Source organism: Psychrobacter immobilis, from assembly GCF_904846185.1.
GTDB lineage: Bacteria > Pseudomonadota > Gammaproteobacteria > Pseudomonadales > Moraxellaceae > Psychrobacter > Psychrobacter immobilis_B.
In genome coordinates this window covers 104,140-119,153 of the sequence record NZ_CAJGZQ010000008.1, presented here as the reverse complement: position 1 = coordinate 119,153, position 15,014 = coordinate 104,140, and the positions used below count along the sequence as shown (strand labels likewise).

The following is a 15,014-nucleotide window of genomic DNA, read 5'->3' as shown; positions in this document are numbered from 1 at the left end:
TCACTGCCGTTCTTTGATGATTAAATTTTTGGCTATTTTTTACGTGCCCATAGCCATTCTATTAATGCCAGTAAAGCATCGTTGTTTGCGTCATTGCCAAGCTCGCTACCGCTTGATTCATAAAGACTCAGTTCACGAATGATGGCTGCACGTCCATCATTAAATAGCGATTGCGCATAGCTGGTCGCGTCTTCGACACCCATCAATTTCACATAGGTAGATTTGTCTAATTTTTCATCGCTGCCAGCAGGTTTGCCAAGGGTATCGGTGCTAGTCGTCACATCTAAAATATCGTCTTGAACCTGAAAAGCCAGACCAATATGCTGGGCGCACTCCTGTAATGCCATACGCTGCGGAGCGGTCGCACCAGCACAGATGCCGCCCATAAGCATAGCGGCTTCAATCAATGCGCCTGTTTTATCACGGTGGATAGCTTCTAGATCGCTTTGTGAAATATTAGCACTAGCCTCAGCGTTCAAGTCAAGCATTTGACCAGAAACCATACGCCGTGCACGTGGCGCAAATATTGCGATGAGCTGGCTGGCGATAGCTGAATCAAAGGGTACAAAAGTGGGCAACTCCGCGGTCAATACTTCAAAGGCTAATGTTTGCAATACGTCGCCAGCGAGTAGGGCGGTCGATTCTTCAAAGACGATATGAGCCGTTGGCTGACCACGGCGCAAGTCATCATCGTCCATACATGGCAAGTCATCATGTACCAATGAATAGGTATGCAGCAGCTCCACCGCCAATGCCGCACGGCGCGCCATATCATAATCGGAGTCGTTTTCTAATAGCGACTCCAAATCGCTATTTTGCTGAATTTGCTTAGCTTCTTTATCAGGGTTTTTATCAGCATCGTTTGTATTATCATTAATATTAGTGTGATTAACACTATCAAAGGCACTGGCAACCAATAGTGGACGCACCAATTTACCTTGACCGGTCATCACATAACGACAGGCATCAATCAACGGGCTTGGCAGGTTGGCATACGCAAACAGCACGTCGATATCTTGTGCAAGTTGCGCGCGCACGGCGCTATGAAATTGCTCGGTGTTGTTATTAAAGCTAGTAAAAGATACAAGTCTTGAAGGCATAAGGCTTTCAGGTATAAAGCTTGGCGTAGAAGAAACAGTCATAACCCAACCATTTATCAGGTGAATAATAAAAATATCGCTAGTGTAGCATGATAGATTATATAGCTTATGGGGTGAGCATCATCAATGCCATATTTTTGCAGCTTACTGTTAAAAATTGTATTAAGCACTCCGAAATAATGCAACAAGCCCTCGTTACGTATTGGTGATTTAACTTAGTTAGTGGATATGTTTTGATAAAGAATCACGTTAAGCGTGTGACGGCGTGTGAGGATAAGCATCTGTCATTATAATCTTTAAAAGACGAATTTTTAGTATACAATTTCAGTATACAAACCGTCACTTAAAGCACATTACTAGTCAGGTAAAGGGCTGCTGCTGATTTAAGAGTGACTTGTGAGTATGGTATTAGCTTGTGACAGTTAGGGGCATAATCCCCTACACTAATTGGCGTAAAAATGATCTGATAATTTAGGGCTAGAGGTTTGCGTGCTTATTTCAGCGAAAAATTTGCTCAACTCTCAGTCCATATTTTTAATGTTAGTATGTTCAATATCAGTACTGGTCACAATATATATAAATGAAGCGCCGTATTCACTTGTGCTAACGCGGTAATGTTAAGCATAAAAAATAAATATAGAAACATAAACGCTGGATAATAAAGACATCTTCACTGCTTACTCTATACTGACTTTATAACACAGTATATTGGCAGTGTTATTACTCGTTTTACTAACAATAACTGGCTATGACCTTTAATTTTAAAACTTTTAATTTTAAAACGTAGCTTTCGTTATATAGCAAGGAGTTTCAAATGGTATACCAAGGAAATCGCATCACGGTGACAATGCTAGAGGATGGCATCGCCAACATGCAGTACAACGCCGAAAATGAGAGCGTGAACAAGTTTGATGCTGAAACCAATAAGCAATTTGGTGAAGCGGTTACTGCTTTAGAAAAAGCCGACGACGTCAAAGGTTTAATCGTGACCTCAGGTAAAGGCGTCTTTATCGCTGGTGCTGATATCACAGAATTCGTTGGCTCTTTTAAAAAGCCAGAAAGCGAGATTAAAGATTGGGTCGTAGGTATCAATGACGCCTTTAACCGCTTTGAAGACCTGCCTTTCCCGAAAGTAGCGGCCATCAATGGCGCGGCACTTGGCGGTGGTTGTGAGATGACCTTGGTTTGTGAATATCGCGTCATGAGCGACAAAGCCATCATAGGTCTACCAGAAACCCAACTGGGTATCTTCCCAGGTTTTGGTGGTACGGTTCGTACGACGCGTGTGATTGGTATCGACAATGCGCTTGAGCTGATTGCGACTGGTACACCAAAGAAACCACTTGATGCGCTAAAACTGGGCTTGGTTGATGCGACTGTTGCTGCTGATGATTTGCAAGATGCTGCTATTGATTTGGTCAAAAAATGTATCTCAGGTGAGCTTGATTGGAAAGCGAAGCGTGAAGAGAAGCTGAATCCAGTTAAATTAAATCAGCTTGAGCAAGCGATGGCGTTTAACAGCGCTAAAGGTATGATCTTTGCCAAAGCCAATCCTAAGCAATATCCTGCGCCAGCACTTGCTATCGCTGCGATGGAAAAACACGTTAACTTACCACGTGATAAAGCAATCGAAGTAGAAGCGGCTGGTTTTGCAAAAGCGGCGAAAACCCCACAAGCAGAAAGCTTGGTCGGTTTATTCTTAAGCGATCAGTTGGTTAAAAAATTAGCCAAACAGCACAGCAAAAAAGCACATGAGATCAATGAAGCAGCTGTACTAGGCGCTGGTATCATGGGCGGCGGTATCGCTTATCAGGCAGCCAGTAAAGGCTTGCCAATCATCATGAAAGACATCAAGTCTGAGCAATTAGACCTTGGTATGGGCGAAGCCAGCAAATTACTGGGTAAAATGGTCGATCGCGGCAAAATGACCCCAGCAAAAATGGGTGAAACCTTAAGCCGTATCCGTCCTACTTTGAATTATGGCGATTTTGCTGAGACTGATATCGTTATCGAAGCAGTGGTAGAAAATCCAAACGTGAAGCGTGCGGTACTAAAAGAAGTTGAAAGCTTAGTAAAAGACGATTGTATCTTAGCGTCAAACACCTCGACTATCTCTATTACATTCTTGGCTGAAGCACTTGAGCGTCCAGAAAACTTCGTTGGTATGCATTTCTTTAACCCAGTACATCGTATGCCATTGGTTGAAGTTATCCGCGGTGAGAAATCCTCTGAAGAAGCGATTGCGACGACTGTTGCGCTAGCGTCTAAAATGGGCAAAGTGCCAGTTGTGGTTAATGACTGCCCAGGTTTCTTAGTGAACCGCGTATTGTTCCCATACTTTGGTGCTTTTGATTTGCTACTTAAGCAAGGTGCGGACTTTGCTCATGTCGATAAAGTCATGGAAAAATTCGGCTGGCCGATGGGTCCTGCTTATCTAATCGACGTGGTTGGTTTAGATACCGGTGTTCATGGCGCAGAAGTGATGGCAGAAGGTTTCCCTGATCGCATGAAGCCTGATTATAAAGGCGCGATTGAGCTTTTATATGAAAACAAACGCTTAGGTCAGAAAAACGGCGTTGGTTTCTATAAGTATGAAATGGACAAGCGCGGCAAGCCAAAGAAAGTTGCCGATGAAGCCACTTATGAGCTACTAAAAACCACCACAGATAGCGAAAAGCAAGAATTTGAAGATCAAGCGATTATTGACCGCACTATGCTGGCTTTCTGTAATGAAACTGTCCGTTGCCTAGAAGACAACATCGTCAGCACGCCATCAGAAGCTGATATGGCGATGATTATGGGTGTTGGCTTCCCGCCATTCCGCGGTGGACCTTGCCGTTATATCGACCAAATGGGTCTAGATAACTACTTGGCACTGTGTGAAAAATACGCCTACCTTGGTAAAGCTTATGAAGCCCCGCAGAAGATTCGCGACATGGCAGCAGCGGGCGAGACCTTTTACGCAACTGCGTAATAGGCAGTCATTACTAAGATGAAGTGCAGTAAGTGTGCTGTTTGAGGGTGAGAGCTATTAATCTATTTATATTTAATGGCACTATTTTTTAATAACAAATCTTTAATAGCACACGTACGATTATAGTTGGCTTCACTTAATGCTAGTACAAGGAAATCGAGCGCAGAGGTACGTATTGTACTTCAAGTGAGATTGACGAAGTAATAGCACTAAAGCGGACTGACTACACTGACAATAAAAATTGAAAAGGAAGATAGTATGACAATTTTAAGTCCAAAAGACGTGGTCATCGTAGATGGCGTACGCTCAGCGATGGGTAAAACCAAAAACGGTATGTTCCGTCATGTCCGCGCTGATAGCATGTCTGCTGAATTGGTTCGTGCATTGGTTGAACGTAATGATTTTGACCCACGTGACGTCGAAGACATTATCTGGGGATGTGTCAATCAGACCCTAGAGCAAGGCTTGAACATCGGTCGTAACATCGGCTTGCTAGCGGGTATTCCAAAGACTGCTGGCGGTCAAACCGTTAACCGTCTATGTGGCTCTTCTATGCAAGCGCTACATACTGCTGCTGCGCAAATTATGACTGGTCAAGGTGATGTATTCATCATCGGTGGTGTTGAGCATATGGGTCACGTTGGCATGATGCATGGCGTTGATCTGAACCCTGAAGCCTCAAAGCACTATGCAAAAGCCTCAAACATGATGGGCTTGACCGCTGAAATGCTAGGTCGTATGAATAACATCAGCCGCGAAGAGCAAGACGCCTTTGGTCTTGAGTCGCATCGCCGTGCATGGGCTGCGACCACCGAAGGTCGTTTTGACAATGAAATCATCGGTATCGAAGGTCATGACGAAGCGGGTCGCTTGCAACTATGTACTGTTGATGAAGTGATTCGTCCAGATGCGACGATGGAACAAATGCAAAAGCTACGTCCAGCCTTTGATCCAGTAGGCGGTACGGTGACTGCTGCAACCTCATCGGCATTATCTGACGGTGCATCAGCGATGCTAGTCATGAGCGCGCAAAAAGCCAAAGAATTAGGTCTAAAGCCACGTGCTCGTATCCGTAGCATGGCTGTTGCTGGTTGTGACGCCGCTATCATGGGTTACGGTCCAGTACCTGCCACGCAAAAAGCACTTAAGCGTGCTGGCATGAGCATCGATGATATGCAAACAATCGAGCTAAACGAAGCGTTCGCTGCACAAGGTTTATCAGTACTGAAAGCCTTGAATCTGACTGATAAGCAAGACATCGTCAATATCAACGGTGGCGCGATTGCATTAGGTCATCCACTGGGTTGTTCTGGTGCTCGTATCACGGTAACATTGCTAAACGCCATGGAGCAGTCGGATACTGAAATTGGGCTTGCGACGATGTGTATCGGTCTTGGTCAAGGTATCGCGACGATTATTGAGCGTGTTTAATTTTTATCTAATCTCCAAATAGCAGTAAATATTAATAAAGCTGATATTTGTCGATTAAATTTGCACTAATGTCTTGTAAAATGAGCGTCTCTCACTTAATGTTGGAGGCGCTTTTTTGTGCCTACAGTAAAATAATATAAGTAATTATGCTAAACCCCAGCATACCATTATTGGTTGAGTAAAAAAGGCTATCAAAATTAGAATTTGGTTTACTATAAATGAATGGTGATAGTGCATGGATAATAATAAGCAAAGCCAGTATAGGTATAAGAATAAAAATAGAAGCAGAAACAAAAAAAGAGTAAGCAAAAGGGATAAACAGAAGCGAACACAAAGCCTAAGCGCTAAAGAATCGATCAAGCTAAAACTAAAGCAAGTATTCTTGCCATATTTAGGTCTTAGTATCCTGACTATTCTGCTTTTTGGGGCTTTACGCTGGTTGCTTGATATTTATCTAGATGTTCTACCTTTAAAGGAGGGCTATTGGGATTTTGGTATTCCTTTTCTCTTATCTGTTTTAGTCGTTAGTATTTGGATGTGGCCGAGGTATGAGCTTTTAACCTTAAAGTGGGTTAAGCGCAGTAGTTCAGGCTACTTTTTTATAACGATGGTTCTAGCATTAGTGATACCGCTCGTTCTCAGCCAAAACTATTTGTCTAAAGCTGCCTACGAAGTTATTGAAGTAAATAGCTTGAATGATATTCGTCATTATCCAAAGCAAAAGTATTTCAGAGTAAATGATTTTGAGCCACTCAAATTAGAGAGCGTTTCTTATATAGAAACACAAGTAGTCAGTGGACGAAATTTTGACTCAACATTGCATATTGATTATTACATTGCGACGCCATTTATAGCTGCTGATAATATTTGGCTAGGTTCTAGCTACCACACGAAATACGATAATCGCGCAGACCAAAGTATTAAAGACCATCAATACTCAGCGTTTATTAACGACTCGCGCCATAAGTACGAAGCCAAAGACCTCTCTAATATCAGCTACTTTAAGAAACTTAAATCATCAAATAGCAGAAATGCTTACTTACACACGATTTCTACGGCTAATAGGCAATCTAATTTGCCACACTTGGTATTGATGCCTGAAACAGGATTACTTACTGACAGTTTAGATCGTGATTTTGTTTGGGGATTTGGTTCGTTTTTTATTGGTATGGTGCTGTGCTTGTTGCTCGTTCTCGCAGCAGAGTTTGATAGTCAAGAAAAGAAAAGTACGCAAAAACATATACAAAAGCGAAAACATATACAAAAGCAAAAGCCTGTGAAAAAACGAGCACCAGTAAGTGATGTATCAAAGAGTCTAGTAGCTCTGTTTAGAAGTAATAAAGAGCGACCTGCGACGTTGGTGTTAATACTGACCTGTATAGGTACATTTATACTGACCGTATTCATGGGTATGGATATCATTGACCCTTTATCTAGACAGGTAAATAGTGTAGGTGGGTTGACGATGGACGCGCTGCAAGCTGGTAAGTATTGGCGGGTAGTGACATCGCTTTTTGTACATGCAGGAATTATGCATTTAGTAATGAGTCTGGGGATGCTTTTTGCGACAGGTTATATTTTGGAAAAAGTATTGGGTCCTATACGTTTTGCGATGGCCTTTTTTATATGTGGTATTTTCGCTAATGTTTTAGGGGTGCTATATTTTGATATGGACATGGCAGGTGTTTGGGGTGCTACATTTGGCTTGTTTGGTATCGCGATACCGTTGGTGGCCTTTAAGATTTTTAATAAAAAATATCGAGAGCTATTCGGCGGTACTATCGCTGCGATATTAATCATTACTTTAACCAGCATGTTCTTTGCATTTATAAACACGCTCATTTATATGGTGTATTATCTTTTAACCTTATGTTTTGGCGTTGTTCTCGGTGTGGTCATGGTTATGACTCAAAAACAGTCGTTATTACGTAATGCTAGGCGTCATAATATATAGTTATTGGCTATTCATAATCAAAAACCTACGCTAAGCAGTATGAATCAAACGTGATGAATTGTTATTAATCATTATTAGAGACTATCTCCATTGACGCCCTCAGCAAACTATGACTAAATAAGAGTAAGGCTAATAAAGACAATATCAATGATAAAACTAACATAGCCTTTAACAATAAAGTCAGCCGTACAAGGAGTGTGCCATGTCTACTATGATTACCGATCGTACCTATCGAATCGCTCGCGAAAATACCCAAGCGATGATAATCGATGTTCAAGAACGCTTAACACCGCATATTTATGACCATGAAAACATCGTCAAAAAAACAGTGACGCTTATTAAAGGTCTACAAGCACTGAATATCCCTATCATGCTCAATGAACAGTATAAAAAAGGGCTCGGCGATACGCTACCTGAAATACGCGAGGTATTAGAAGGCGATAACGCCAAAAGCTTTGAAAAGGTCACTTTTAGCGCTTGTGATAATGATGATTCGTGGCATTATTTAGCGCAGCAAAATCGAAGTATTGTTTTGCTATTTGGCGTAGAAACACATGTCTGTGTACTACAAACAGCGCTTGATTTGCTAGATAATGGTATGCAGCCGGTTATTATTGGTGATGCGGTCGGCTCACGCTTCCCATATGATAAAAAGCAAGCGATTCGCCGTATTCGCCGTGCTGGTGGCGTGATTACCACGGTTGAAACCATTCTGTTTGAGCTTTGCCGTAGTAGTCAAGACCCTGCTTTTAAAACCATTAGTAACTTGATTAAATAGCTCTTTTATTCAAAATAGAACCGATAGCGCTTACTCACATAAGCGCTATTTTTTATAGTGGTGCTAATTAGCTATAGGTTGGCATGCTCTTTTATAGCGCTCATAAAATGTATAATAATTGCTTATGCGTAAAGGTAAAATGAAGCGCTATATATTCGTAGAAAAATTAAGAGAAAATTTATGCCATCAATAAAATCCCTTTTATTAACCAACCCAACGCTTGCCTCAAACATTGATATAGATCATGTTACTCATTTCTTATTAGAGCTTGATGCGCTTAAACGTATCAATCGTCGTAGTTATGTGACGCATACCACACGCAAAGAAAACTCTGCCGAACATTCATGGCATTTAGCCATGGCGTGCTGGTCTATCGCTGAACAGTTTGAGCTAGATGTCAATCATGAAAAACTACTCAAGATGGCGTTGGTACATGACTTGGGTGAGATTGACGCTGGCGATACGTTTTTATTCGCAAACAGTCGTAGCGAGGCGCACATTGAAGAACGTGCGGGCATTGCTCGATTGCAAGCTGAGCGTGGCAATGGCATCATGGATTTAAATGAGATTTGGGAAGAGCAGGAGACGGGTAGCAGCAATGAAACCCAGCTGCTCAGAGTGGTTGATCGCTTATTGCCTTTTTTATTGAATTTAAATACCAATGGAAAAACGTGGATTGATGCTAACGTCACGTGCTCGCAAGTGACTGCGGCACTTGCTTTTATCAAAGACAGCTTTCCTCCCATTCATGATTGGCTATCAAAAAATATCGACTATGCGACCCAGAAAGGATGGTTGGTTGATGCTTAAGTAAAGCAATCATTTTGCCGTTTACATGTTTGCAAATATTCATCTTTTTCAACTAGTAAAGCATTTAGAATTAGCTAAATGAGCGATTAAGCATATTATATAGAGAGATTGTTAAATGAGAGTCACTGGCACTTATAAGGTTTTTGCTAAATCGCTCGTCTTTGTTAGCCTATTAACTTTGGCGCAACTAACTCAGGCCGCCGCACCTATTAGTAATGGTGACAAACTGGCGCACGATGCTAAAAAACAGATCGGTATTACCACCAGCTATGATCCTGCTTACCGCAAGTTGGATTTTCCGCGTGGTGATGTACCGATAGAAACTGGCGTCTGTACCGATGTTATCGTCCGTGCTTATCGCTTGCAAAATATAGATCTACAGCAATTAGTCAACCATGATATGAAGTCAAATTGGTCGGCTTATCCAAAGACTTGGGGGCTGAAATCAACCGATAAGAATATCGACCATCGCCGAGTGCCCAATCTTGAAGTGTTTTTTGCGCGTCACGCAAAGACATTATCGACGACTGATAAAGCCAGTTTTCAAGCAGGGGATGTGGTGACGTGGCGACTACCGAATGGCAATTTGCCGCATACAGGTATCGTCTCCGATAAAGTCGCTGCGGATGGTACACCGCTGATTATTCACAATATCGGACGCGGCACGCAAGAAGAAAACATCTTATTTGCTTATCCTATTCTCAAACACTTTCGTTATTAACTAGGGGGTGTCATCAATTAGATTGTGAGGCTTAAAATGAGAAAAATTGTAGATAAACAAGGAAGAAATTGCCGTTAATATGAATATATTGACAAAATTTCTGACGATGTTTAGCAAAATTTAGCCATTTTAAGACCACTAAATGTATTCATGTGCTAATTGATGACACGCCCTAATATGTTGCGATGAGATAATTACCCACAATAAAAAGCTCAGTTCAACATAGATTAGGATGCTGAATTGAGCTTTTTTTAAGTCATTAAATCGCTCGTCTAAGGAGTGTTAGCGACACCCAGTAGTTGTCCCATTTTTACCACACTATTGGCCTTCATATTGTCTTGCCAATCCGCTTTTGCGCCTTTTGGTAGAATGACAATTGCAGTTGAGCCTAAATAAAAACGACCCAGCTCATCGCCTTTCTCAAAGCTCATATTGTGCTCAGCTTCTTGAATATCATCAGTGCGAGCAATTTTACCAGTCGCCACCGTTTCGATACCAGCGACAATCATTGCCCCAACCATCACCACCGCTGCTTTACCATATGCTGTATCAAACAGACAAACCAAGCGTTCATTACGCGCAAATAAGTCTGGCACATTTGCCGCCGTAGTATTGTTGACCGAAAACAGCGTGCCCGGTACATAACGGGTTTTGGTTAGAGTACCGGCGAAGGGCATATGTACACGGTGATAGTTACTGGGCGCAAGATAAACCGTCGCAAAACTGCCATCCGCAAAATAGCGGCCATCTTCACTGTCAGCAAGCAGTTGGCCAACGTCATAATAGCGCCCTTTTGCTTGGAGCAATTTATGGTCGTCAATTTGACCCAACTGCGAGATAATGCCATCGGCAGGACTGACGATACCATGAGGCGTCATGTCGATAGGGCGCGCGTCTTCTTTTAGCTCACGAGTAAAAAAATCATTAAAGCTCTCATAGGCGTTGAGACTTTGGCGCTCATACTCGTCTAAGCTGACGTTATAGGCTTTAGCAAAGCTACGGATAAACGTGCGTTTAACATAAGGATGGCGGCTAGCAGCTAAACGCCCAGCAACTTTACTCAGTTGCTGCTGCGGGACAAGCTGTTGTAAAGTAGTGAATACATTCATAATGAGGCTACCAAAATAGGGTGTGATGTAATAATTAATAAGCAAGAGAATGGCCGTATTTTATCATGGACGGCGTATTATTGTATGGGCATAATTGGTAAGGAATCCGTAAATGAAAGCACTTATACAGCGCGTACGCCGTGCTAGTGTTACCGTCGATGCGCAATGTGTTGGTACGATTGAGCAAGGCATATTGGCTTATATTGGTTTGGGGCATGATGACGACCTAACAAGCGCACAGCGAATGGTGGATAAAATCCTCACCTATCGTATTTTTGACAATGATGATGATCCTGCCAAGTACGGCAAACTGGATAAAAATGTCCAGCAAGTTGGTGGCGGATTATTATTGGTATCACAGTTTACGCTAATGGCAAAAACAGACAAGGGTCGTCGCCCTGACTTTGGTGGTGCGATGGCACCTGATGCGGCGCAAGCATTGTTTGCGCAATTGGTCGCTTATGCCAACACGCAACATCCAAACGTGGCAACTGGTCAGTTTGGCGCTAATATGCAAGTGTCGAGCGTCAATGATGGGCCATTGAATTTCTTGTTAGAAGTGAATTGAGTAAACCAAGCATTAGCCGTCACGAGACCTATGAACCGCTTAAAAGTTGAATGTCATTAAACTGTCATAATTACCCCGTTTAATAGGGAGCAGCAGGCGAGCATTTATCGCCTTTTTTGTCAGCTAAATGTTGTCCTCTAACACTGAGAATGCCGTATGTATAATGAGCAAATTTTGATTGTTGAAGATGAACCTGCGATTCGTGAAATGATCGTCATGACGCTAGAGATGGCGGGATTTGATAGTCTGCAGGCAGCGGATGTATCTGAGGCGCACCAACAAGTGGTCGATCACCGCCCTGCGCTGATTTTGCTAGATTGGATGCTGCCCGGCGATAAAAGTGGCATTGATTTTTGCCGATTGCTCAAAAACGATGAGCTACTCGCTGAGATACCAGTCATTATGTTGACGGCTAAAAGTGAAGAGGACAGCAAGGTGCATGGCCTTGACGCTGGGGCTGATGATTATATGACCAAGCCTTTTTCGACACGTGAGTTGATATCCAGAATCAAAGCAGTATTGCGGCGTAGTAACGCGCTCAGTAGTGATAAACCTATCGAAATCGGCAATCTGAGCCTTGATCCCAAAAGTCAGCGAGTGACAGCGGCTGGTAAAATGGTTGATGTTGGTCCTACGGAATATCGATTACTGGCATTTTTTATGAGTCATCCAGAGCGTGCCTATACGCGGACGCAGCTGCTAGACCAAGTATGGGGCGGTAATGTATATATCGAAGATAGAACCATTGATGTGCATATCAAACGTTTGCGGACATTACTACGACCGCATCAATGTGATACGTTGATACAGACAGTGCGTGGGACAGGATATCGATTTTCTAGCTTTATTGAACCAATTTAACGGACGGTTTTTTATTCGCTATAAAAGCAGTATGTCAATCGTAGCACAGTGAGAAACGGCGAATAGTGATAAGGATGATGGATGAACACCCTAATATCGGCTCAAGGCGACCAACAAAATAAGTCACTGCTAGCGACTCAGCAGAATACAACGGATCAACTCAAAAAAATTAGAAGCGCACTACGCGCATTGCGTGATGCGGTGGTTTTGCTCAATGACGATGATGGGCTTGAATGGTGGAATCAGGCCGCCGAAGATTTAATGTTGTTACAGTTGTCAGATAAAGGTAAGTGCATTTTTGACTTTATTAGTGCGCCTGAATTTCGTCAGTATTATCAGGCAACGACCAACCCTAACGATGGTGCTCAGGATGGTGTACACATTGTCTCGTGGCGCGCGCCCAAGCGTTATCTAAAGTGTGAGCTCACGCCTTTTGGCGACGAGAAGCTGCTCATTATTTATGATGTGACGCGCTTGCATCATTTGGAGGAGATGCGCCGCGATTTTGTGGCGAATGTCTCGCATGAGTTACGCACACCGTTGACCGTCATGATGGGCTATCTAGAAAATTTTTCGGATCAGCCAGATATGCCGCCGCATTGGAAGCGAGGGTTTGAGCTGATGAGCCAACAGACTGCGCGTATGAATAGAATTGTGAATGACTTATTGCTGTTATCTCGCATCGAAATCGAAGAAACACACGAGCTCAACTATATTGACATGACCAGACTGCTGACTCATGTCTATGATGATGCGCAAGCGTACAATCAAGAGTATGGGCATACCATTCACTTGCAGATAGACACTTATGATGGGCTGTATGGCTCAGAGATGTATCTAAATAGTGCGCTCTCTAATCTGGTGATTAATGCCATCAAATACACGCCCAAGGGCGGTAATATCGCCATTAGCTGGACAAAAACGTCAGAAGGTTGCCGATTTGCCGTCGAAGACAACGGTATTGGTATTGCACCTGAGCATATCGCACGGTTGACAGAGCGTTTTTATCGTATTGATAAAGGTCGTAGTCGGGCGACTGGCGGTACAGGGCTAGGTTTGGCAATCGTTAAACACGTTTTATATCAGCATGAGGCTAATTTACAAATTGAATCAGTAGAAGGGGTAGGCTCGACGTTCAGCATGGTATTTCCAGCTGCCCACATTAGATCAGCTGCGATACCCTAATTTTTTTGTAAAAGTGGATAGGGGTTCACTGCACTGCCGCTGATATAAATACCGTAATGCACATGTGGCGGCGTACCTTTTGCATTGCCACTGTCGCCGACGTAGCCGATGATATCGCCAGCATCGACCCAGTCGTTTGGACTAATATCTGCATAATCTTCTAAATGCGCATAATAATGCCCTGCGCCGCCTGGTCCAACCACGACCACCACACGACCGCCTAACGTATTTTCACCAACTTTTCTGACAATGCCTTGTGTCGTGGCTCGTATTGGTGTGCCTCGTGCGGCAAAGATATCGATACCTTCATGACTGCGACCTTGACTGCGTGCAGCGCCCCATGTATCTGTTAGATGTTGCTCTGGAAGTGGACTGGGTAAGCTGTTTTCCGTCGGTAGTTCTTGCTGTAATAAACTGAGCTGTTGCCATTTTGCCATCACAAATGACTGAGTTTGTTGGCTGATACTGGGTAAGAGCCTATCAAATACAAATAATAGCATCAATAATACGACCGCTTTCATGAGTACACTGAGTACACGGCTTAAAAAGGTCGGCTTTTTCTTTGGCTTTGATTGCGGGTTACTGCTATCTGCTGGCATCTATCTCTCTTTAGTTTTTTAAATTAGTTTTTCTTATTATTATATAAGTGAAGTCGTCTATTCTTTGTATGCCATTGTTATCTCTAGTTTTTATCCCCATAAATATAACGCTTCTTTTAAAGTTTACGTATTTTTAAAACGTTATATAAAATACCAATATTGCTATCTATTATTGCTATCTATTATTGTTATCCATGGCTGAACTTTTATGACTGACACTGCGCTGATTATCGATACCGAAACCGACCAAGGTCGTGATCCGCGTCCGATTCAAGTGGCGACTATTAATGCGATGACGGGTTTTGAATGGATGAAGTACTTTAATAGTGGTCGTTCGATATCACCAGTTGTCATTAGAATTCATGGCATTACTGATGAGGATGTCGCTGGTCTTGAGCGCTTTGATTTAGAGGCGTTTGAGTTGCCGCAGTATTTGATCGGACATAATGTCCGCTTTGATTGGCGGGTTATTGGCAGTCCATCTACTAAGTTGATATGTACGGTTCGGTTGGCGCGTGTGGCTTTTCCAGAGTGGAGTGCTTATGGTCAGTCCAAATGTATCGAGCAATTATTAGGCAAAGAGGAAGCAAGCAGGATGACGATTGCCGCTCATGATGCGCTGGGTGATGCGCGTATGTGTTATCTGCTCTATCAGGCGTGTTGTGAGCGCCTAGCCATTGCACCGACGGATTTTGCTGCTGTCCATGCTATCGTTAATAAAGCCAATCCAGTGAGCAAAATGCCCTTTGGCAAACATAAAGGCACGCTGATTAAAGACGTGCCAATCAGCTACGTAAAATGGATGCTGGGTAATATCCATAATATGCAGCCGTCGCTTTATTCTGTCTTAACCAAGCGTGTCAAAGTAGAACAGGCAGCAAACATGAAAGAATCAATAGACGAATCCGTAGTTAAATAGGCTCT

13 protein-coding genes are annotated in these 15,014 nt (G+C 42.9%); 10 read left to right on the top strand and 3 right to left on the bottom strand.

Going from position 1 to position 15,014, the window contains the following annotated elements:
- Positions 1 to 32 precede the first annotated feature (32 nt).
- Entirely contained in the window at positions 33 to 1,142 is a 1,110-nt protein-coding gene (locus JMW94_RS06275) for a polyprenyl synthetase family protein (protein WP_201603077.1), read from the bottom strand.
- Between the two features lie 772 nt (positions 1,143 to 1,914).
- Here JMW94_RS06275 and fadB point away from each other — a divergent pair.
- The 6 genes from fadB to JMW94_RS06245 all read left to right on the top strand — a co-directional run bounded on the left by fadB (position 1,915) and on the right by JMW94_RS06245 (position 9,768).
- A complete protein-coding gene (gene fadB, locus JMW94_RS06270; RefSeq protein WP_201603074.1) occupies positions 1,915 to 4,074 on the top strand; it encodes a fatty acid oxidation complex subunit alpha FadB in 2,160 nt (719 codons plus the stop codon).
- Positions 4,075 to 4,332: 258 nt separating this feature from the next.
- The gene (gene fadA, locus JMW94_RS06265; protein WP_201603059.1) at positions 4,333 to 5,505 is read left to right on the top strand and encodes an acetyl-CoA C-acyltransferase FadA; all 1,173 of its coding nucleotides are present in this window, start codon (positions 4,333 to 4,335) and stop codon (positions 5,503 to 5,505) included.
- Between the two features lie 235 nt (positions 5,506 to 5,740).
- Positions 5,741 to 7,459: a rhomboid family intramembrane serine protease gene (locus JMW94_RS06260; RefSeq protein WP_201603044.1), complete on the top strand. Its 1,719-nt coding sequence runs from the start codon at positions 5,741 to 5,743 to the stop codon at positions 7,457 to 7,459.
- 202 nt (positions 7,460 to 7,661) lie between these two features.
- On the top strand, positions 7,662 to 8,237 hold the full coding sequence (locus tag JMW94_RS06255; protein WP_045447933.1) for an isochorismatase family protein: 576 nt from the start codon (positions 7,662 to 7,664) through the stop codon (positions 8,235 to 8,237).
- A 180-nt stretch (positions 8,238 to 8,417) separates the two neighbouring features.
- Positions 8,418 to 9,047, top strand: coding sequence for an HD domain-containing protein (locus tag JMW94_RS06250; RefSeq protein WP_087814783.1), 630 nt, complete (start codon positions 8,418 to 8,420; stop codon positions 9,045 to 9,047).
- A gap of 115 nt (positions 9,048 to 9,162) precedes the next feature.
- Entirely contained in the window at positions 9,163 to 9,768 is a 606-nt protein-coding gene (locus tag JMW94_RS06245; protein WP_045447939.1) for a DUF1287 domain-containing protein, read from the top strand.
- 272 nt (positions 9,769 to 10,040) lie between these two features.
- On the opposite strand, the gene asd is transcribed toward JMW94_RS06245, so the two are convergent.
- Positions 10,041 to 10,877, bottom strand: a complete 837-nt coding sequence (gene asd / locus JMW94_RS06240; RefSeq protein ID WP_087814782.1) for an archaetidylserine decarboxylase — start codon at positions 10,875 to 10,877, stop codon at positions 10,041 to 10,043.
- A gap of 112 nt (positions 10,878 to 10,989) precedes the next feature.
- On the opposite strand from asd, the gene dtd reads away from it, so the two are divergent.
- The 3 genes from dtd (at position 10,990) to phoR (ending at position 13,491) form a co-directional block, all read left to right on the top strand.
- Complete coding sequence (dtd, locus tag JMW94_RS06235; RefSeq protein ID WP_201603035.1) at positions 10,990 to 11,445, top strand: D-aminoacyl-tRNA deacylase; 456 nt, start codon at positions 10,990 to 10,992, stop codon at positions 11,443 to 11,445.
- Between the two features lie 156 nt (positions 11,446 to 11,601).
- On the top strand, positions 11,602 to 12,306 hold the full coding sequence (gene phoB, locus JMW94_RS06230; RefSeq protein ID WP_193008537.1) for a phosphate regulon transcriptional regulator PhoB: 705 nt from the start codon (positions 11,602 to 11,604) through the stop codon (positions 12,304 to 12,306).
- A gap of 81 nt (positions 12,307 to 12,387) precedes the next feature.
- A complete protein-coding gene (gene phoR, locus JMW94_RS06225) occupies positions 12,388 to 13,491 on the top strand; it encodes a phosphate regulon sensor histidine kinase PhoR (protein WP_201603033.1) in 1,104 nt (367 codons plus the stop codon).
- On the opposite strand, the gene JMW94_RS06220 is transcribed toward phoR, so the two are convergent.
- The gene (locus JMW94_RS06220; RefSeq protein WP_227685437.1) at positions 13,488 to 14,090 is read right to left on the bottom strand and encodes a M23 family metallopeptidase; all 603 of its coding nucleotides are present in this window, start codon (positions 14,088 to 14,090) and stop codon (positions 13,488 to 13,490) included. The genes phoR and JMW94_RS06220 overlap by 4 nt on opposite strands.
- 208 nt (positions 14,091 to 14,298) lie before the next feature.
- Between JMW94_RS06220 and JMW94_RS06215 the strand changes: the two genes are divergently transcribed.
- Positions 14,299 to 15,009 carry a putative quorum-sensing-regulated virulence factor gene (locus JMW94_RS06215; RefSeq protein WP_201603031.1) on the top strand — a complete coding sequence of 237 codons (711 nt, stop codon included), beginning with the start codon at positions 14,299 to 14,301 and terminating at the stop codon, positions 15,007 to 15,009.
- Positions 15,010 to 15,014 lie beyond the last annotated feature (5 nt).